This is a genomic window from Pseudoalteromonas sp. Z9A5 (assembly GCF_011378875.1).
Lineage (GTDB): Bacteria > Pseudomonadota > Gammaproteobacteria > Enterobacterales > Alteromonadaceae > Pseudoalteromonas.
In genome coordinates this window covers 29181-50885 of sequence record NZ_WTLC01000032.1, presented here as the reverse complement: position 1 = coordinate 50885, position 21705 = coordinate 29181, and the positions used below count along the sequence as shown (strand labels likewise).

Genomic DNA, 21705 nt, shown 5'->3' with positions numbered 1-21705 from the left:
AATATAAGTATTATGTTATGAAGCAACCGACAATTTACTGTGAACCGTTTTGTATAAAAGACGGTTACGATTTCGAAATTCATCATGTAAGTTATCTTCAGCACGATAGCTATTCATGTTTTATGCACTTTCATCAGGTGCATGAATTTATATTTTTTGAACAAATTGACGGCACTTATTTTTATCATCAAGGTGAATCGATTCTTTCTGATTTTGAGGCCGTTTTTACACCCGCTATGGAAACCCACGACTTTGCTTTAAATCCGCGCCCTAAATCTTGGTATATTGTGCAATTTATGCCTGAACGCCTTAATAATCAGGCCTTACAAGAATTTATAGAATTACTAAAAACTGGTTTGCATTTAAGCTTTAGCATTGAAATACAAAAAAGGATTCATAAGTTGCTCGCTTGGATGCTTAGCGAATTTAACGAAAATCCTAAAAGTAAAACCTGTGCTCAACTGTTTGATAGCTTAATCACTATGGTGTGCGAATATGGTAAAAGCAGTTTATCTAAGCAGCAAACGTCATTAAGTAGCTCAGCAAGTTTTAAAAAGCTTGCTCCGGTAATTAATGAGCTTAAAACAAATAACGGCCTTAACCTGTCACTTGAGCAAGCCGCAGCCCTTTGCCATTTATCACCTTCGTATTTTTCAAGGGTATTTAAAAAGCACTTTAGAGTGCCTTATTCCGACTACCTGATTCAGCACAAGTTATATAATGCCGCACGGTTACTCGGGCAAAGTGATGTTTCGGTGACTGATATATCTTACGATTTAAGCTTTTCTAGCCCGTCGTATTTTATTAAGCAGTTTAAACATCACTTTAAAGTGACTCCGCATCAGTATCGACAGCAGTTACGCCTGAAATAACTGAGGTTTTGCAAGTGCTATAGTCAAATTGTTCAATACCTGTTTGTTTACCTTTAAACCTTGCTTAATAGCCTGTGTGCCAAGTACATAGGCCTTTGCATAATTAACAGCTTCCACACAAAGCAGTGTGTCGTTATTAAAGTACCAAAGTGAAAATTGACCGGGAGCTTCTTGGCGCTTAATAATCTCGTTATAGCCTTGTGATAAACCTACTATTTGTAATTTATATTCGTATTGATCTGACCAAAACCAAGGGAGTGCAGGAGCTGACGTATTATTTTTAGCTAAAAACTGCGCAGCAACTTTAGCTTGGTCAACTGCGTTTTGTACCGACTCAAGTCTGATCCAACGATTATAAATTTTATTAAAATGAATAGTGCAATCACCAATTGAGTAGATATCAGGGTGTGATGTTTGGCATACGTCATTTACTTTTATGCCTTGCTCAACCACCAGCTCAGCATCTGTTGCAAGTTGTGTATTTAGCCTTACACCTACGCCAATTAAAATAAAATCGGCGGGATACTCACTGCCATCACTACATTGCACATAATGTTTATTGTTTGTGTGCTTAATTTGTACAATATCTTTTGCTGTTTGCAGGTCTACCCCCTTCGTTTTGTGTAAATCAGTTAAAAAGTTAGACATAGCAGATGATGTGACTCGCGATAGTATTTTTTCTTGTTTTTCGATAACCGTTACTTTAGCGCCAAGTGCAATAAAGGATGACGCCGATTCAAGGCCGATATAACCTCCACCAATAATCACCACTTCTTTGTTAGTGCTTGCACTTAGCGCTTTTTTTATTGCTACGGCATCACTATGTGTTCGCATTGCGAAATATTGAGAGGTGCCATATTCATCTACAGTTTCACTAAGGCCTTTAATGGGGGGTATAAAGGGCGAGCAACCAGTCGCGATTACTAATTTATCAAATGCTAGATGCTTATTATTTTCAAGAGTAACTATTTTGTTATCTTTATTAATTGCAGTAACACGCTCACCTAAACATAAATCTATATGGCTATCTGTGTAGGATTTTTGCACCTTTAAAGGTATTGATTTTACCTCTAACGATTGCAGCGTTTTTTTAGACAGCGGTGGCCTGTGATATGGCAGTTCAGGATCGCTATCGAGTAATATAATTTTACCCAGCCAACCTTGCTGGCGTAAGTTAAATGCAAAGTTAACGCCGCCATGGCTTGCACCAATAATAACAACGCTTTGCTGCAGTGAGTTTGGCTCTAATTGTGTGTTTTGCATAATGCTGTACCCGCTTTTAATTGGCTACTCTGAAGGTCATGCCATCAATATTTTCAGACACCTCAATTTGGCAACATAAACGGCTGTATTGCGTTACGTTATCGTCCAGCTCTAGCATGTCGCTTTCTATCTCATCGGGTTTACCTACTTTTTTAAAGTCATCCGGTGTTAAGTAAATATGACACGTTGCACACGAACATACACCGCCACAATCACCATCAATACCAGCAACACCATTTGCTGATGCCAGTTCCATTAGCGAGCCACTGTCGCCCTCTACTTCAACTGCATCGTTTTTTTTGGTTATAAATATTACTTTCGCCATCGTATTAATCCTCTACTTTTACTTGTTACTGTATTTATTTAACTATTTTCTACGGTGTTTTTATTTTGATTTAAAGCTAACGTGCAGACTGTTAAAGCCTACCTTTCTTGAAAACTCACCGAGTTTTTCAATATTTTCATCTGCTTTTATTGTCTCTATTTGAGCAACTTTATTAGCAAGTGATAACACTAGTTGACGTAGAATTTGGCGGGCATGCGTTGCGCCCAAACAATTGTGATGGCTAAAACCAAAACTAATATGCGGGTTAACTTTTCGATCGAAGTCGACATTGTTGGGATCTTTGAATACCTTTTCATCGCGATTAGCCGACGCCCAACATAACGAAACTCGTGTGTCGGCTTTTATAGCGTGCTCACATACGCTTGTGTCTTGCGTAGCGACACGGCCCATTTGCGTAAGCGGCGAAAAATAGCGAATTAGTTCTTCTACGGCCCTGTTTAATATTTCAGGCTGATCATCAATACGCTTTAAATCGCTGATGTTTTCGCTAAAGTAGGCAATAGAGTTTGTGATCGCGTTTATAACGGTGTCGCGCCCCCCTGCAAAGGTGAGGATCATCACACCTTTTATTTCTTCTTTACTCAGCTTTTTACCGTTCGCCTCTGAATTTAAAAGCACTGAATATAAATCATCACCAGGGTTTAAAATGGCGTTTTCTATTTGCTCATCAATGTAGTTGTATAGAATATTGGCTTTATCGCCATCAAGGTCACTGCCTTCACTTCTAAATACATGAGTACCCCAATCTATCCATGTTTGTGCTTTATCCATTGAGGTATTAAGTAAAAGCGTTAACGCTTTAGATTGAAGTGGTAAAGCAAATTGTGACACCACATCAAACGACTCTGCTTTAAAGGCGTTTTCAATAGTTTCATCAATAATGGTTTGTAAACGCGCTTGGTAACATTCATCTAATGGGCGTTTAAACCAAGGGTTTAATAATTCACGAAAGCCACCGTGCTGAGGAGGGTCTACTTCAAACGGAATTTGGCGTGTTTCACGTATTGCCACTTCTGATGGAATTACAATACGTCCAGGTTTAGCACCCGATTGAAAAACAGCACAATTATGCGCTGCTTTTCGTACATCTTTTAAGCCTAAGATCATATTTACAGGATCGTTTTGGTCATCCATTTGACCCATTCCTGTTACTTTTCGTTGCTGTGCAAACGCATCGGGAAACTCGCTAATACCAGTTACTTTTGACGTCATAATGAAACCTAATTTCTATTATTAATCTATTTTTGTTACACCATTTTAATCGCAACTTTATTATACAAATACACTGATTTTGCTTAAAAATGGTAATTTGATGCTCTTTATTGCTATTTTAAATATAAAAAAGCCAGCAATTAAAGCTGGCTTTTGACGGAGTTGTGAGAGCCCCTAACTAATTAATTTAAAATCTAGGTAATGAAGCTATTCTCGGTGTGAATTGCAACCAACAGTTTTACAGCAGACTAAGCAATTTGGGTTTGTGTAAAACAATCAATATTTGCAATGGCAATAACTATTTACCTTTATAAAAGCGTCCACAAAATCAGTACTCATAAATTAAAACTTATGACAAAGAGATTATCATTCATTCCTTGATAAATAATTTCTACACTGAATTTGTGGACACACAACAACTCTTTTCTTTTATTACTAATTTTTCTAGTTACGACTGTTTAATTAAATGTGTTCTCATTAGTTGAGGGTCAAATTCTACACCCGTCCCAATTATATCTGGCGCGCACGCTTGCCCATTTTCAAGCTTTAAAGGACGTGTTGTATATTCATCTATAGGGAATGAATGAACTTCTAAAAAACCAGCGTGAGGCTGAGATGCCAACAGTGATACATGTAGTTCATGCATGCCATGGCTACAAATAGGTAAATTATGGGTATATGCCATACTCGCTACATGTAACCACCCTGTTATGCCACCAATATTTGATGCATCTGGTTGTAAAAAACCTAATTTAGCTTGACTAATCGCATAGCCAAATTCGTGCAATGTATGCAAATTTTCACCCATTGCAAGCGGTATTGAAGTCGCTTGTGCTATGCGAGCAAAGCCTTTGTAATCATCAGGTATAGTCGGTTCTTCAAACCAGGTTATGTCGTATTTTTCAATTGATTTAGCAAAACGAATAGCTTGCTCAACAGTCATTGAGTAATTGGCATCTACCATAAGTATTTTATATTTACCTATTAGCTCTCTTACTGCGGCTACGCGTTCTATGTCTTCTTTAAAGTTGGGTTTACCGACTTTAATTTTTACTGCATTAAAGCCACGATTTAAATAACCATCTATATTACTAAGCAGTTTTTCTTGGCTAAAGTTTAAATCTATTCCGCCTGCATAGCATTTTGTTTGGTCACTGCTACCACCCGCAACTTGCCATAATGGTGCATTTAAGCGCTTACACTTAATATCCCACAGCGCTATATCAACTGCTGAAATCGCAAAGCTAAGTAGTCCACCTCGGCCAACATAATGAAGATCCCACTGCAATTTGTCCCAAATTGCCATGATAGACATTGAATTTTGTCCAATTAGACCGGGCTTTATTTCATCGTTAAGGAGTGAATAAATTGCGCGACCACCTTTGCCGCCAGTGTAGGTATATCCCATCCCTTCATACCCGTCGTGAGTCATAATATGCACTGTAATAACTTCAAAGTGAGTGTGATCGCCATGCTTTGCATCACTTAACACTTCTGCTAGCGGAATTTGGTAATACTCGACTTTTACACTTTTGATTGTTTGTGATGATACTTTCATTAAGCCACCGAATTAGTTAACATGACACTGTTCATTGTTAACAATTTACAACAGGTATTTGTTGTTGTAAAGGTTATCTGTTTAATTAAGCGAAATTATCCGAAGGTCTGTTTATCTTTGAGAATTAAAATTTGTTCAAACTCGAGGCTATTTAATCGCAGCGTGAGATTTGTAACCTAGTGGGCTAAGTAAAAACCGAGCAAAGCTTCCGCGTCCTGCTCACGCCCCTTACCTTCATTCATGTAGGCAACAAAGAGTAAATAGCCCCTATCAAGCGTGCTTATAGGGGCTTTAATTTAACAATAGAATAACAAGACTATTTTAAATCAAGTGCCAATAGCTGTGTATGCGCTGTTATATAAACGCGGTTTTGTGATTGGTTAAACGTTAGATTAGCACTAATATTTGGCATTTCAATTTGAGCTAGTAGCTCAGCATTTTTATTAAATAACCATAACCCATTGGGACCTGTAGCAAATATAATCCCACTTTTATGTACCTTTAAACCATCTGGTAAGCCTTGGTCATGCTTAATTGCTGGTGGTAATTCATAAAATAAAGATTTACTTATCACTGCACCGCTGTCATTTAAATCATACTGATACCACGCAGGTTTATTAGCATTAGATGCCGCCACATATAAGGTTTTATTATCAGCTGATAATGCGACCCCATTAGGATAAATAAGATCACGATCCAATAAGGTAAGTTCCCCTGTATTTTTAAGTGAATATACCCCCTGAAACTTAAGCTCTTTGCCTTCATCATCTAATTGATTAGGTAAACCATAGGGTGGATCACTAAAATAAAGCATGCCTTGGTCGTTAAAAACGCCATCGTTTGGGCTGTTAAACTTTTGTCCATTATAATGACTTACAATTTGTAGGTATTGTGGTTTAGGCGTGCTTAATGGCGTCTTCATTTTTGATATAACACGTGAGCGCGATTGCAAAAGCACAAGCTCATTTTGTTTATTTACAATTAAACCATTTGAATAGCCACTATGCGCTAAGTACAAACTTGCACCTTTACCTGGTGTATATTTATAAACCTGATGATTAGGTATATCAGAATATAATAAATATCCTCCTTGATTAACCCAAACAGGCCCCTCTAGCCAGTCATAACCCGAAGCGAGGGTTTTAACATGGCTATTTAAGTTAAGCACTTCAAGCGCTTGCTCATTAAATATTTTGTAGGGGCCTTGCTCGAATAAAAGTGTGTTACTTTGCTTAGCAGATACACCCAAACAGAAAACACACACAGCGCTTAGTATATATTTAATTTTTTGCATTATTATACCTGCGTTCATACAACGATTTATTCACGCTTTTAGCTGCATCTACAAGCGGTTTGTAAGGAATGTCCGTTACATTTACAAAGCCTACATTGTAGTTTTCACCATCGTATGCTCGCCCAGTTAGTGGAGAGTCTATGTATTGAAACCAATGCGCACCAACAAAATATGGGTTATCTATAACGCTATTCATATATTTTTTGTATTTAGTACCACGCTCTTGCTGAGATTGAGTGTGTATAAGGCCTGGGTTTAATAGCCCAGAATCAAGCGCACCATTATGAAATTCACCTATTATGCTTGGCATGTCTATATCAGATAAAAATGCCCAAAAATCTTCATTTAATCCCTCTCGGTAATAGTTGTAGCTCATCACATCTACATGCGCGGCAGCGGCGGCTCTTATTTCAGGCGTCATACCCCAGTCAGCAAAACGTGCTCCCATATTCAGCTGATTTGGAAGGTGTTTAGCTATAGCCGCGTCAACCACTGCAAAATACTGATTAGCATAATGAAATAACATCGCTGATAAATCGATATTAGTTTGCTCGTTAAACTGCGTGAGTGCGACGCCTGCAGCAAACTCATCCCATGAGGCAATACGTGTATTCCATGCTTTATTAAGTTTGCTAATTTGGCTGTACTTATTTTTCATTAAGGTAACAAATTGTGCTTTAGTCGGGCTATTTTGGGCGTTATTTTTAAGTGTATTAATAGCAATACCATAACGTGAGGCGTCAGAATTCATCATGCCCCAGCTTTTTTCGTTATCAATAAATACACCAACACACCAAGGGCTGTTTTTAACTTGTTGGGCTACTTTTGCAAGCGTTACATCTGCGCGCTCAACGAATAATGGATCAAATGGGTCAGGTAATGGGCTCCAGTAGTCGTTACCACTGCTTACCGTTTTGAAATTACCAATGATCCACGCATTAGCAAAGTAAGGTAATTGGTTAGTATGGTAATAGTCTTCTTCTATCCAATTGCCAAAAGAAGTAAAGCCCCATGAAAGCATGCGTTTTACAGTGGTATTTTGCCACTGTTTCATTAAGTCGTTGTTGTTATGGGTTTGATATTTTCGCTCTAAATTAGCGCGATAAAAGCTAAACGTTTCACCTTTTTTAATTGCACCACTGTGAACTTCGCGTCTGTAGCCGTAATTATCTGCTAAAGGGTTATTTTGCTCGGGTAGCCAATTAAACATATCAGATCTTAGTGTTGAGCTTTTATAACGTGTTGACCACGCAGTTTTTGGAGCTGGATTTAATCCTAATGAATCCTCTGGTGTTAAATCATTAGCTTCGCGCTGCTTAATATAGCTTTGGTCAAAATCGTAACCGGTAATAGTTGAAGTATTTGCCATACGAACGTTATCAATGCCGGTTGAAAAAAACAGATAACCTTCTGGGTCGACTAAACTCCATTTCCCTTTGTATTTTTCAGTTCTAAAATATCCCGTTGCCTTTAATTGTGGGCCGTTTTTCCAGCCACTATATTTAGAACGTCCTTTCATTGGTGAGTTTTGTAAGTTAATTTGCTCTTTTTGAGAAATAACTTGTAGCTGCTCTGTTGAAGATACTTTATTGGTAAAGTCTAATTTTGCATTTTGCCCAAATTTATCAACTAACCCTTTTAGATAGTTAGTATCAAAATTAGTTGGCTTTATAAGGCGTAAGTTGTCTATTAAAATTCGTTTATCGTCAAGTAGCCCTTTTACTCCAAATGATATTTTTACAATGCTGCTAACGTCGATATTTTTTTGTCCGCCTCTATAGATTATTGGCGTATAACTGCTTTTCCAACTTGGTGGGTTTGAGCGAATACCTGAATTAACATTTAAATTTGCGCCTTTTAATTCTATGTAATACGTATTTTGAGACTTTGCTGGCACAACAACACTTCGAGTTTGAAATTGTCCCGACTTGTCTATTGTCTTTATGTATAGGTGAGTAGAAGCCTCATCAGGGTTTTGTATATCAAGTGCAAGGGCAAAGTTTCCTGTTGCTTGCCAATCCCATCCTTTTGGGTTTATAAATTCAAAGTCACTTTCTACATTAGATTTAGATTTTAATGTAACCGCTAGTTTATGGTTTCCACCTTCCTTTATTAATGTACTAAAGCCATTAATTGTATTTATATATTGGCTGTAATTATCCTGTTCAAAATCAAAAATTATATGCTCTTTTTTTAATGGAGTGGCTCCTTTAGTTGAATTTTGATCTGAAGCTTTCGCATTGTGACACCCTGCAAGTACCGATAAACAAAAAAACGAGGATGCTAATTTTACACTATAAGGATTGAGAAACATGTTGGCCTACTATTGTGCGTGTTTAAATGTGTACTTTTGAGCAATAATTGATAGCTAAAAAGCGTTAAAACTACACAAGATAATTACACACGCGACGATATAAAACAATTAACTGTTAACAATATAGTGAATTTTAGAAGCGTTATATAATAGAGGGAGCTATTAAAAAAATATAAATTATAGGTAAAAAACATAAAATTCAATACTTTAAACACTACTCTCCATAATCATTAGCAGATATTCTTTGAGGGTACTACGAGTAGATTTGTTACAGTAAAGTAGAGTTAATGCCAGATTAACTTCTATTGTAAAGCAAACAGTTTATCGGCACTTTTAGTGGTTTGAACGCAAAACAAAAAGTTATACTATAACATTGTTGATTCGTTAATTTTGCGGTGTTATATTATATCACAACATAATAACCACGAACCAATATATCCATGACAAAGTTAACATTAATCTCCTCTGCTATTTTTTCTGTTTTATGTTCTCAATCAGCTTTGGCTGCAACCGTTACCGGTAAAGTAATGGATGATAAAAATCAACCAATTAAAAATGCCTCTATCCATGTCCATGGCAAAAACCAAAGCGTTAAAAGTAATGATTTAGGCGAGTTTGCTATCGATATAGATGCAAACAGCCAATTACATATTAGTAAAGACAACTACATAGACTCTCGTATTGCTGTTACCGAATCTTCAAATAATCTGTCTGTGTCACTTAAACCAACATCGGTTGAAACAGTGGTTGTTTATGCCTCTGCACTTCATAAGAACAGCCTAGAAATGATATCGCCAGTAAGCGTGCTCTCAGGTGATGAATTAAGAAATAAATCTAAACCAACACTTGGCGAAACTCTTAAAGGTTTACCAGGCGTAAATGCAAGTTACTTTGGCCCTGTATCATCAAGCCCAATTATTCGTGGTTTAGATGGCCCTCGCGTTAAAATCACACAAAATGGATTAGATGCCAGCGATGCGTCGCGTATTGGCCCAGACCACGCAACATCAAGCGACAGCCTAGCGGCAGAGCAAATTGAAGTGTTGCGCGGTCCAAGCACCCTACTTTATGGCTCTGGTGCAATTGGTGGCGTTGTAAACGTGGTTGATAACCGTATTCCTACTAGCAATATCGATGAGCTTACAGGCGCTGCTGAATACAGTCACGATACTGTATCAAACGCCAATACTTACGCTGCTAAATTAGAAAGCGGCTATAACAATTTTAATTTTCATTTTGATGGTACTAAGCGCAGCGGCGATGATTACCAAACACCGACCTTTACTATTGCCGACGATGATGGCGATGTTGAAACCGAAAGCTCGGTAGAAAATACTTTTATTGATAGCGAAACACTCAACTTTGGTACCAGCTATGTTGGCGATCACTTAACGATTGGTTTTTCTTACGGTAGCATTGATACTGATTACGGTATTCCTGGGCATGAGCATCATCACGATCACGAAGGTGAAACTGAAGAAGAGCATGCAGAACATGAAGATGAAGCTGCTGAAGAGCCAGTTTATGCACATTTAGAGCAAGACCGCTGGCAAGGGCTTGTAAGTTACGCTCTTCATAATAACTGGATTGAAACCATCAACCTACGTGTTGGCTATACAGATTATTCACACAGCGAAATTGAAGATGGCGAAATTGGTACTACTTTTAAAAATAAAACGACTGAAGCACGTTTAAATGTAGAGCATAAGTTTGCTGATTGGCACGGAATGATGGGCTATCACTACAGCGATTCTGACTACGATGCAATTGGTGAAGAAGCATTTACACCCGCGAGTGTAACTACAACTAACGCATTATATTTACTAGAAGAGCGTGAATTTGGCGACGTGACAATAGAGCTTGGTGCACGTGTAGAAGATTACAAAATTGAAAGCCAAATCACGGCACACGAACATAGCCACGATGAAGTAGAAATAGATCATAGCGACGAAGAAACTATTGGATACAATAAAAGCTTTACCAATTTAAGCGTATCAGCGGGTGCTATATGGCAGTACAAACCAGGGCATAGTATTGCGACAAGTATTTCTCATTCAGAGCGTGCTCCACTTTCTGCAGAGCTTCTATCTAACGGTTTACACATTGCAACAGGTACGTATGAGCTTGGCCTTGGTTATAACATTGAGGGTAATGAAGCACATTTTGAGCCAGAGAATATCAAGCAAGAAACTTCAACAAACCTAGATTTAAGCTTTAGACGCTTTAGCGGCGACTTTGGTTACACGGTTAACTTTTTCTATAACGATATTAAGAACTTTTATTTCCAAGAAAATACAGGTTTAGTTTACGATGAAGAAGACGGTTTAGAGTCAGCAATTGGTGCACATGACGATGCTGTTGCGGTTTATCAGTTCACCAGCAAAGATGCAGAACTATATGGTATTGAATTTGATGCTCACTATCAAATTACATCAAGCGCTATGGTTAAAGTATTTGGTGACTCAACTCGTGCAAAACTTAAAGATGATGAAGGTAACCTACCACGTATCCCAGCCAATAAATTAGGCTCGGAGTTACAGTATGATTTAGGTGATTTACAACTAACCCTTACAGGTACTCATTACTTTGATCAAAACGATGTAACAGCATTTGAAACACAAACCGATGGCTATACGTTATTTGACGCACAAGCTAATTACCAACTAGGTTTAGGTGCAGTAGATGCGCAACTTTATATAAATGTAGATAACATTACCGACGAGTTAGGTTTTGTACATAGCTCGTTTATTAAAGATAAAGCACCGTTACCTGGTAGAAACTTTCGCTTTGGTATCCGTGGTTACTTTTAACCACTAAAATACAAGTAAATTGCTTGCTACTTTAAACATAATTAAAAACCGTATTTACTAAATGCGGTTTTTTATTTTTAATTAACTTAATCATATTTATGTATTTATAAAAAATAGGCACAAAAAAGCCGCATTCAATTTGAATGCGGCTTTTTAAATTATTACTTAATATTTATATTAAGAAATGATTTCGTGTAACTCAACGTCAAATACAAGCGTTGAGAAAGGTGCAATTGCAGCACCTGCGCCACGTTCACCATAAGCAAGCTCATGAGGAACGTAAATACGCCATTTAGTACCTACAGGCATCATTTGTAATGCTTCAGTCCAACCTTTGATTACGCCACCAACTGGGAATTCAGCAGGTTGACCGCGCTCGTATGAGCTATCAAAAACAGTACCGTTTACTAATGTACCGTGGTAATCAACACGTACTGTAGACTCAGCAGTCGGCTTTTCGCCTTCGCCAGTTGCTAGTACTTCATATTGAAGACCAGACTCAGTTACTGTGATTTCAGGACGTTTTGCGTTTTCTTCTAAGAATGCAATACCTTCAGCAGAAAGTACTTTTGACTCTTCTTCACGACGAGCTTGAATCTCTTCGTTAATTTTTTCGAATGCAGCTTGGATCTCTGGGATCTCAACTTGAAATGCGCTCTCTACGTACGCATCTTTCATGCCTTCAAACACTGAATTTAGGTTTAAGCCTTCGAAAGGATTAGACTTAAGTTGCTCACCCATTTGTAAGCCAATACCGTAACTTGCTTTTTCAGCATCTGTAGTAAAATTATCTGACATAATGTGTTTTTCACGTTTTGTTAGTTAAAAGACGCGACTATGCTATCACAAAATAAACCCCGTTTGTGCCTAGTTTTTATGGAGTTTTACCTTAATTAGACCAACAATATAACTACAAAGCGGTAAACTGAATAAAATTCCAGCAAGTAAAGGGTAAGCCAATAGTCCACTTACGCCAGACAACAAAAACGGCACCGCAATCAAGCCTACTATGCCAATAAAAATAGACCCAAGAATAGGCCAATGTTTGTCGTATTTAGTAATCAAATGAGCCGCTAAAATATTAAAACCAATAGCATATACAAGTGCTGTAATTAACGAGTTCGCTGGCTGGATATCTGCCGCCATTTTAATCAATAAGCTAATTGCACTTTGATAGCAATAACCAAACACAGTCCATAATAAAATATGCTTCATTAATAACTGTGAGGTAGAAAGGTTTGATGCTTTTGACATGCTGTCCTCTTTGTATTTTTAATTAATTTAAATTGAATTGAATTGAATTGAAATGATTAAAGCTTGAAGTATGTAAATCACAAACCGTGATTTATAGCACAGCGAGGTCTAGTACCCATTTGTAATAATACTTAATCTATTTGAGGAGTAGATTGTCTTATCTCAAAATAGATCACTTAATTAAGCGAATCAGTGTTACACATTATTATACTAAATATGCACAAATACAGAGTCATTGTTTTTTAAAGTACACATAGCAAAAAACCGCCTATTAAGGCGGTTTTTTTATGTATGGTGGAGAGATAGGGATTTGAACCCTAGATGGGCTATAAACCCATGCCGGTTTTCAAGACCGGTGCATTCGACCACTCTGCCATCTCTCCGTACGGCGCGGATAATATGGTTAAACGCGTTATTTGTAAAGACTTAATCTAAATAAATTATTAAAAAAGATTAAAATGCTCAAAAACATAACACTTTGTTCTAAATGCAATCACTTATTATAGGTTTTATTTGTATGATATGTATTTATGCGTCAATAATATTGTTTTGGTCTACGCGCTATCCACGAGCAAATCAAACACGCTAATAAACTAAGGGTTAAAAATGTGATGCTTTGAAAAATTAAATCAAATCGATTTAAATCATCACTTGGTACTACAACAAACATAAATGCAGGTAATACGCTTAGTAATAATACATAACAACATATTTTAAATGCACGACCAAAATCGTATCGCTTAGATTGCTGCATCCACCATGTAAGTATAACTAGCATACTCATCGCTGACACAGCGATTAAATGTGCTGCGTTAGTGCTTATAGCTACATAAAGTGTAATAAAAGCGCCTATAATTCCCCAAATAGACCATGCAAGCCAACTTTCTTTTTCACGTAAAAATAAATTTCCCATTGTTTTCGTCTTCTTTATCGTTATTTTTATTGAGACTTTCCATACACTATCAAAAAACAACCGATTAAAAAACAAACTGAAGAATAATAATTAAATTTTGTGCTTCCTAGCGCTTCTTTCAGTCAAATCACTAACTTTAGTAATTTAACATTACCAAGCTTAATGATAAATGACTACATTGGATAAAAAAAGTTCATTAATAACTATAAATAACTAAAGTAATTTTCAGGTTTATGGCGTGGTGACTTTTTACAGTCTATGGTCGGCGTTCCTAAATAGAGATAACCTACAACTTCATCTTGTTCATTTAGATTAAGCGCATTTTTTACAGCAGCACTTTGTGCAAAATATCCTGTGCGCCAAATTCCACCTAAACCTTGGGCAAAGGCTGCTTGCTGCATCGCTAACACACTACAACCCGCGCTTTGTATTTGCTCAATGCGTGGGACTTTTGGATGTTCTTGGTATTTTGCAACTGCAATAATTATCATAGGGGCGCGCAGTGGTAATTCTTTAGCTCGATTTATTACTTTTTCTTCTTGTTGCTCAGCTACTGCGCTTTGATAATAAATGTCACCTAATTTATGACGCGCTTCATCTTGGACAATAATAAATTTCCATGGCGCTATACAGCCATGATCAGGCACTCGTAAAGCGGCTTGTTGAATAATCGCAAGTTGGTCTTTATTTGGAGCGGGCTCTGTTAATTTTGGATCTGATTGGCGAGTAAGTAAAAGCTCTATGGCATTCATAATGATTTGCTCAAAATTCAAAACGCTAGAATAACATCTATACCTAAGTTAGCTCAATATGCGAGTTTCAATTGAAGTTTAAAAAATTGGTAGCAATAAGGAGAAGATAAATAAAAATGGGCAAACTATCTAAATGATAATTTACCCAAGATTACACTCAAACAAAAAGTATGTTTTTATATTAATATCTTAAACACATTAAATGCTTCTTGCGATTTGTAATGCTTCAAAAATAGCACGTTTTGCATCAATAGCAGCAGCTAATTTTGCACCACCAATAACGTGTACTTTGGCATTATCTGCTTGATTTTGTAATACTTCGTTATTAGATACCTGGCCAATACATGCAATAACCGTATCTACCGGTAACACTTGAGTTTCACCATCAACCGTTATTGTTAAACCATTTTTATCAAAACTATTATATTGGCAATCAGCAATTTGTTTTACGCCATGTTGCTTGGCAACTTGTCGGTGTATCCAGCCCGTTGTTTTACCCAAATCGCTACCAAAGCGCCCTGCACTTCGTTTTAGCATATAAAGTTGGCGGTCATCTTTATGTGGTTGAGGCGCGCATTCAATACCCCATTGACTTTTAAAGTCTGCAATACTTTGTGATTTATGTTCACTTAAAAACGCAACCATATCAAAACCTATACCGCCAGCACCTAAAATGGCAATTGATTTACCCAACTCCACTTCACCACGAATCACCTCGTCGTATGCAAAAACGCGTTTACCATCACTACATTCAATAGTCGCTTCTCGAGGTCTAACACCAGTTGCAAATACAATATCGTCATAATTTACGAGCATACTGTCGTTGTAGGCTTTACCTAATTCAACATTTACATTTAAACGCACTAGCTCATTAGTGTAATAAGTTAGTGTATGGCTAAAGTCTTCTTTACCCGGTATTTGCATTGCTAGGTTAAATTGACCACCCATTTGCGCCTTTTGATCTATTAATGTGACGTTATGACCTTTTTGAGCCAAATAACAACTTGCTGATAAACCGGCAGGACCTGCACCTACAACAAGTACATTTTTAGCTTTAGTTGTTTTATCCAACGGGTAGTCGAGCTCAAAAGCAGCTTGTGGATTAACCAAGCAGGTTGCACGCTTATTTTTAAATACGTGGTCTAAACAGCCTTGATTACAACCAATACAAATATTGATTTGCTTAGACTGTTTATTATTATATTTATTAAAAAATTCTGGGTCGGCTAATAATGGTCTTGCCATTGAAATTAGATCAGCATTGCCTGCAGTCAAAATATCGTTGGCAATTTCGGGTGTATTAATTCGGTTTACTGCAATAACAGGCACAGTTACTACGTCTTTTAAACGTTTTGATGCCTCTTTAAAAGCACCTGGCGGCACCATGCTAGCTATTGTTGGTATGCGCGCTTCGTGCCACCCAATACCCGTGTTAAATATATCAACACCCGCTTTTTCAAGCTCAGTCGCCTGAATAGTTACTTCATCAGGTGTAGAGCCATTTGGTATTAAATCCATTACTGACAATCTAAAAATAATTAAAAACTTTTCAGATACTTTAGCTCTGACTGCTTTTACTATTTCTAGCGCTAGGCGCATTCTATTTTCTAAGCTACCACCAAATTCGTCTTCACGTTTATTTGTGTGCGGTGCCATAAATTCGTTAATTAAATAACCTTCAGATCCCATCACTTCAACACCATCGTACCCTGCTTTTTCAGCCATATAAGCAGAATGAGCAAAATCTTTAATCGTTTTTTTAATAGACCCTAGTGACATTGCTTTAGGTTTATAAGGGTTAATTGGTGCTTTTATTGCACTTGGCGCTTGATTAAAAGGATGATACGCATAACGTCCTGCATGTAATAACTGCAAACAAATTTTACCACCGTGTTTATGTACAGCGTCTGTGTATGCACGGTGCTTTACTACATCGTAATAACTATTAAATGACGACGAAATAGGAGTTAATTTACCACGTAAATTAGGACTATAACCACCGGTGATAAGCATTGCAGCACCGCCTTTAGCGCGAGCCTCGTAAAAAGCGCGCAAGCGTTTTCGATTATGCCAGCCCTCTTCAAGACCTGTATGCATTGAGCCCATTACTAAGCGGTTACGTAATTGTGTGTGTTTTAATTGTAATTGTTGTTCTAACATCTTGTGCCCCGTTAACTGGTCTAACCTGTATACATTAGCTAATTTTGCTTCAATGGCAAGTAATAAGCAATATTTGACTTAATTAAAGTGCCAATTCCTTTAAAAACGGGCGTTTAAATTGATTTATAAATACTTCGTTACGATTTAGCAGTTAAATAAATTTTTATTCTAGGATAAGATGGAACGAATATATTAGCTGTACCAAATTAAGGAGCTATTTTGATAGCAAAAATATTTAACGGTATCTGGACTGGAATTAACTTTTCTCGTCGATTAGTACTTAACCTTCTGTTTTTATTATTAGTAATATTTTTTATAGCGGCACTTTTCAGTGGCGAAGACGAATTGATTGTTAAAGATGGCTCTGTACTAAGACTTAACCTCAATGGTCCTATTGTAGAAGAAAAAACTTACACTGATCCAGTTGAAGCTGCAATTAGTGATGCAACATCTGGTTCTGAAGCGCCAAGTGAAATTTTACTCGATGATGTAGTTGAAGTAATTGACGAAGCAGCTAAAGATGAGCGTATAAGTGTATTACTGCTTGATTTACAAGAAATGCCTAAAGCGCATTTAAACAAACTTAAGCAAATTACTGATGCCGTTGATCGCTTTAAACAAGCGGGCAAAAAAGTAATTGCAACAGGTTATTACTACACACAAGCTCAGTATTATATTGCATCACATGCAGATGAAGTTGCAATGCATCCATACGGAAGCGTTGCAATTGAAGGCTACGGAATGTACCCACTTTACTTTAAAGATGCGCTTGAAAAGCTAGAAGTGACACAACATATTTTCCGCGTTGGTACGTTTAAATCGGCAGTAGAACCTTTTATCCGTAACGATATGTCTGACGCTGCTAAAGAAGCAAACCGTGTTTGGTTAGGTGCTCTTTGGAGTGAGTACAAACACGATGTTGCAGCTGTACGCCCATTCGATGAATCAAATTTTGATGAAACAATGGATGTTTACCTAGAAAAAATGAAAGCTGCTAATGGAGATGCAGGTAAATATGCACTTGATCACCAGTGGGTTGATTCATTAAAAACTAGCCAACAAATACGTCAACAACTTATCGACTTAGTTGGTGCAGATGAAGATGGTAAAACGTTTAAGCAAGTTTCATTTCGCGAATACTTAAGCTTAGTTAAGCCTCCAATGGAATTCGATAATCCAATGAGCGAAAAAGTAGCCGTTGTTGTAGCAAAAGGCACTATTGTTGATGGCGAGCGTAAAGCTGGAGAGATTGGCGGCGACTCTACCGCAGCTCTACTTCGTAAAGCACGCCTTGATGATAAAGTTAAAGCGGTTGTACTTCGTATCGACTCTGGTGGCGGTAGTATGTTTGCCTCAGAAGTTATTCGTGCAGAAGTGCTAGCACTCAAAGCTGCTGGTAAGCCAGTTATTGCATCTATGAGCTCTGTGGCTGCATCGGGTGGCTATTGGATTGCTTCAGCAGCTAACGAAATTTGGGCTGCACCAAGTACAATTACAGGCTCTATTGGTGTGTTTGGTACGTTTATGACATTTGAAAAAACCCTATCAAAAATTGGTGTTTATTCTGATGGAGTCGCGACAACAGAAATGGCTGGCTTTTCTATTACTCGCCCACTTGATGAAAAAATGGGTCAAGTAATTCAAATGAGTGTTGAAGAAGCCTACGGTCGCTTTTTAAATGTAGTTGCGCAAGCACGTAATATGACACCAGAGCAAGTTGATAAAATTGCCCAAGGTCGAGTTTGGATTGCATCACAAGCACAAGAACTTGGCTTAGTCGATAAACTTGGTAATAAGCAAGACGCAATTGAAGCTGCAGCAAAACTTGCTAAAATTAAATATTACGATGTTAAAACAATCAAACAAGATTTAAGCCCGCAAGAAAAAATGATTCAAAGCTTTTTTGCTAATGCGTCTATTAAATCTATGCTTGGTCTACAAACACAAAAAACATCTGTGTTAGCAACACAAGCTAACCTACAAAGTGTTATTAACCAATTAAGTACTGAAGTAGAAAACCTTAAAGATTACAACGATCCACAAGGTGTATACGCACGTTGTTTAGTGTGTAACGTTGCACAATAAAAGTGCATACTTTGTTTTAAGCAGCTGTAATTAGAGTTACTTAACGCTATACTAAGCCCAGTTTTTTTTACTGGGCTTTTTTATGAAACGCAAACGCATTTATATCGCTTATACAGGCGGTACCATAGGAATGAAAAAATCAAGTCGTGGTTACATTCCTGCTGAGGGCTTTTTAACTGAAACAGTCGTTAATAACGCTGAATTTAACCGTGATGAAATGCCCTTATTTGATATTCACGAGTATTGCCCATTAATCGATTCATCAGACATGACCCCTGCACATTGGCAACTTATTGCTAATGATATAAAAAGTAAATATCAAGATTACGATGGCTTTGTCGTATTACATGGCACAGACACAATGGCTTACACCGCGTCGGCATTGTCTTTCATGTTTGAAAACCTCACTAAACCCGTTATTGTTACAGGTTCACAAATTCCACTTTCGCAATTACGTTCAGATGGTCAAGTTAATTTGCTTAATGCGATGTATTTAGCAGCTAACTACCCTATTGCCGAAGTAAGTTTGTTTTTTAACAATCAGTTATTTAGAGGTAATCGAGCAACTAAAGCGCACGCAGATGGTTTTAATGCGTTTGCCTCCCCTAACTTAGAGCCTTTAGCGCTTTCGGGTATTAGCATTCAACTCATTAAAGGGCAGCTGAGTCCTTATGTTGAAAACGACCTACAAGTTACCAACATTACACCACAGCCTATTGGTGTGCTTTATTTATATCCAGGTATAAGCAGAGACGTAGTCAGAAGCCTAGTAAATGATAATATAAAAGCGTTAGTGTTACTTAGTTTTGGTGTGGGTAATGCACCACAAGATCCAGAGTTTTTATCAATACTAGAGGACGCTAGTAAACTCGGTATGGTTATTGTTAATTTAACTCAGTGTTTAAAAGGTCATGTAAATATGGGCGGATACGCCACCGGTAATGCACTTTTAAATATTGGTGTTATTAGTGGTTACGACATGACTTTAGAGGCTTGTTTAACCAAGTTACATTATTTATTAAGCCAAAAGCTAGAAGTGGAAACAATACGTCATTTAATGCAAGATAACTTGCGCGGTGAATTAAGCCGATAGTATTTATAAATTTAAAAACAAAAAGGCACGCTAATTAGCGTGCCTTTATACTTTAAAGCGGTTGGTTATTAACGAACCTTAGTGTCTATCTCTACTAAGTCGGTTAAATGACATGATTCACCACTGTGAATTTTAATGCCATGCTCACCAAAGTAATCACGCTGGGCTTGTACTAAATGCCCATTACTTGGTGTTGTTAACGTTGCTAAATAAGTCTGTGTGGCGCCTAGCACAGGAAAAGCTAAACCAGTCATAATTGCTTGTCCGGTAACTTTACGAAGTGCTTGCGACTCTTTTTCAAGAGTATCAATAAACTGAACACCCTCTGCAACACTGTCTAAGTAATCTGCACGAATAATACAACCTGCACGCCAAGTTTGTAATGTTTTAGATAAATCAACTTTCCATTGGTGTGTACGCGACGCACCTTTGATAAGCGCTAAACCTTGACGGTAAGCCAATAAACTTGCAAGTGTAAATGCATCTTTAAGTTCATCTAGATCAATATCAACTTTGTTAGTTGATTTAGCCGCATAGGTCATCTCTTGTGCGGCAGTGGTATCACACACATTTGTTAGGTGACGCGCCTGAACGGCAGCAACCAGTGAAGGAACAGCAATGCCTAGTTCTAATGCATTTTGTGCAGTCCAAAGACCAGTACCTTTAGCGCCAACTTTGTTATCAATTAAATCAACAAGCGGAACATTGCTTTTATTTTCAAGTGATAATATATGGCTAGAGATAGAGAGTAAGTAGCTGTTTAACTGACCTTCTGACCAGTCATCAAAAATTGCAGCAACTTCTTTTGGTGTGCGACCAGTACCTAGGCGTAGTAATTGATATACCTCAGCAATAAGTTGCATTAACGAGTATTCAATGCCGTTGTGAACCATTTTTACAAAATGACCGCTAGCTGATTGACCAACACGTGCAAAACATGATTCGCCATTGTAACTTGCAGCTACTTTTTCAAACCAAGGTTCAATACGTCCCCAACCACCTTCAGAGCCACTTGCCATCATAGCGGGTCCAAAACGTGCGCCTTCTGCACCACCAGAAATTCCCATTGTGGCAAATTCAAATTTGTTCTGGTATTTAAGTTTACGCGTAATACCATCTTTATAATTACTATTACCGCAATCAACGATAATGTCATTACAATCAACACCCGCTTCGACTAAGTCATTACAAACACCATCGACTAGCTCGCCTGCAGGAACAAGTAATAAGATAGAGCGAGGTGCTTCTAAACGCCTAACCATGTCTCTTAAGTCAGAAACAATGTGCAGCCTATCGGCCATACCTTGAGATTTAGCACAACTTAATAACTCTTCACCCGCATGTGGGTTTTTGTCATAAGCGACTAGCGTTATCCCTTTTTCAATCAAGTTTAGGGCAAGATTTTTCCCCATAACGCCTAACCCTACTAATGCAACTTGCATTTAGTGCCCTCCTCGGTAACAACTATTTGGTTAGTAAATTAAATAATACCGCGTGCGATATACTCAATGCAGTCATATAAAGCTAACTATGAGCTAATACAACGTCGCTTTTTTAACGAAAATAAATAAGCTACGCGATTATATCAAACATCAGCCTGCTAGGGGTGACAAATAGCAAAGCTATTTAAATTTAAGACCATTGACGCATTCTGACACCGGTGTCATAATGATGACACATTAGTTTTGTATAAAATAGTGGCAATAAACAAAGATTGCCAATAAATAAAAATACCCTACTCTAATATACATATTTTAAAGTAACAAAATAACCGTAACC

Annotated in this window: 16 protein-coding genes and 1 tRNA gene; 4 read left to right on the top strand and 13 right to left on the bottom strand. The window is 37.6% G+C overall.

The window, feature by feature from the left end; all coding sequences use genetic code 11:
* Positions 1-17 precede the first annotated feature (17 nt).
* Positions 18-872, top strand: coding sequence for an AraC family transcriptional regulator (locus tag GQR56_RS15450; protein ID WP_231611814.1), 855 nt, complete (start codon positions 18-20; stop codon positions 870-872).
* Here the strand turns inward: GQR56_RS15450 and GQR56_RS15445 are convergent.
* The 6 genes from GQR56_RS15445 to GQR56_RS15420 all read right to left on the bottom strand — a co-directional run bounded on the left by GQR56_RS15445 (position 858) and on the right by GQR56_RS15420 (position 8859).
* A complete protein-coding gene (locus GQR56_RS15445; RefSeq protein WP_166113098.1) occupies positions 858-2135 on the bottom strand; it encodes an FAD-dependent oxidoreductase in 1278 nt (425 codons plus the stop codon). The genes GQR56_RS15450 and GQR56_RS15445 overlap by 15 nt on opposite strands.
* Before the next feature lie 16 nt (positions 2136-2151).
* The gene (locus GQR56_RS15440; RefSeq protein WP_166113097.1) at positions 2152-2460 is read right to left on the bottom strand and encodes a 2Fe-2S iron-sulfur cluster-binding protein; all 309 of its coding nucleotides are present in this window, start codon (positions 2458-2460) and stop codon (positions 2152-2154) included.
* 60 nt (positions 2461-2520) lie between these two features.
* On the bottom strand, positions 2521-3693 hold the full coding sequence (locus GQR56_RS15435) for a cytochrome P450 (RefSeq protein WP_166113096.1): 1173 nt from the start codon (positions 3691-3693) through the stop codon (positions 2521-2523).
* 448 nt (positions 3694-4141) lie between these two features.
* A complete protein-coding gene (locus tag GQR56_RS15430) occupies positions 4142-5251 on the bottom strand; it encodes a mandelate racemase/muconate lactonizing enzyme family protein (RefSeq protein ID WP_166113095.1) in 1110 nt (369 codons plus the stop codon).
* A 316-nt stretch (positions 5252-5567) separates the two neighbouring features.
* Positions 5568-6545, bottom strand: a complete 978-nt coding sequence (locus GQR56_RS15425) for an SMP-30/gluconolactonase/LRE family protein (RefSeq protein WP_165741465.1) — start codon at positions 6543-6545, stop codon at positions 5568-5570.
* Positions 6532-8859, bottom strand: a complete 2328-nt coding sequence (locus GQR56_RS15420; RefSeq protein ID WP_166113094.1) for a beta-galactosidase — start codon at positions 8857-8859, stop codon at positions 6532-6534. The genes GQR56_RS15425 and GQR56_RS15420 overlap by 14 nt, the downstream gene beginning before the upstream one ends.
* A 440-nt stretch (positions 8860-9299) precedes the next feature.
* Between GQR56_RS15420 and GQR56_RS15415 the strand changes: the two genes are divergently transcribed.
* Complete coding sequence (locus tag GQR56_RS15415) at positions 9300-11669, top strand: TonB-dependent receptor (RefSeq protein ID WP_166113093.1); 2370 nt, start codon at positions 9300-9302, stop codon at positions 11667-11669.
* A 177-nt stretch (positions 11670-11846) separates the two neighbouring features.
* Here the strand turns inward: GQR56_RS15415 and GQR56_RS15410 are convergent, their stop codons facing one another.
* The 6 genes from GQR56_RS15410 to GQR56_RS15385 form a co-directional block, all read right to left on the bottom strand.
* Positions 11847-12467 (bottom strand): FKBP-type peptidyl-prolyl cis-trans isomerase, encoded by a 621-nt coding sequence (locus GQR56_RS15410; protein ID WP_166113092.1) that lies wholly within the window; start codon positions 12465-12467, stop codon positions 11847-11849.
* A 69-nt stretch (positions 12468-12536) separates the two neighbouring features.
* Entirely contained in the window at positions 12537-12923 is a 387-nt protein-coding gene (locus tag GQR56_RS15405; RefSeq protein ID WP_197112444.1) for a hypothetical protein, read from the bottom strand.
* A 292-nt stretch (positions 12924-13215) separates the two neighbouring features.
* Positions 13216-13306 (bottom strand) — tRNA-Ser (locus GQR56_RS15400).
* A 152-nt stretch (positions 13307-13458) separates the two neighbouring features.
* Complete coding sequence (locus GQR56_RS15395) at positions 13459-13836, bottom strand: hypothetical protein (RefSeq protein ID WP_024612825.1); 378 nt, start codon at positions 13834-13836, stop codon at positions 13459-13461.
* A gap of 203 nt (positions 13837-14039) precedes the next feature.
* Positions 14040-14588, bottom strand: a complete 549-nt coding sequence (locus GQR56_RS15390) for an NAD(P)H nitroreductase (RefSeq protein WP_166113091.1) — start codon at positions 14586-14588, stop codon at positions 14040-14042.
* A gap of 198 nt (positions 14589-14786) precedes the next feature.
* The gene (locus GQR56_RS15385) at positions 14787-16748 is read right to left on the bottom strand and encodes an NADPH-dependent 2,4-dienoyl-CoA reductase (protein WP_166113090.1); all 1962 of its coding nucleotides are present in this window, start codon (positions 16746-16748) and stop codon (positions 14787-14789) included.
* A 219-nt stretch (positions 16749-16967) separates the two neighbouring features.
* Between GQR56_RS15385 and sppA the strand changes: the two genes are divergently transcribed.
* Entirely contained in the window at positions 16968-18833 is a 1866-nt protein-coding gene (gene sppA / locus GQR56_RS15380; RefSeq protein ID WP_166113089.1) for a signal peptide peptidase SppA, read from the top strand.
* Between the two features lie 82 nt (positions 18834-18915).
* A complete protein-coding gene (ansA, locus tag GQR56_RS15375; RefSeq protein ID WP_024612829.1) occupies positions 18916-19926 on the top strand; it encodes an asparaginase in 1011 nt (336 codons plus the stop codon).
* 68 nt (positions 19927-19994) lie between these two features.
* Here ansA and gndA read toward each other — a convergent pair whose 3' ends face one another.
* Positions 19995-21368: an NADP-dependent phosphogluconate dehydrogenase gene (gene gndA, locus GQR56_RS15370; RefSeq protein WP_024612830.1), complete on the bottom strand. Its 1374-nt coding sequence runs from the start codon at positions 21366-21368 to the stop codon at positions 19995-19997.
* Positions 21369-21705 lie beyond the last annotated feature (337 nt).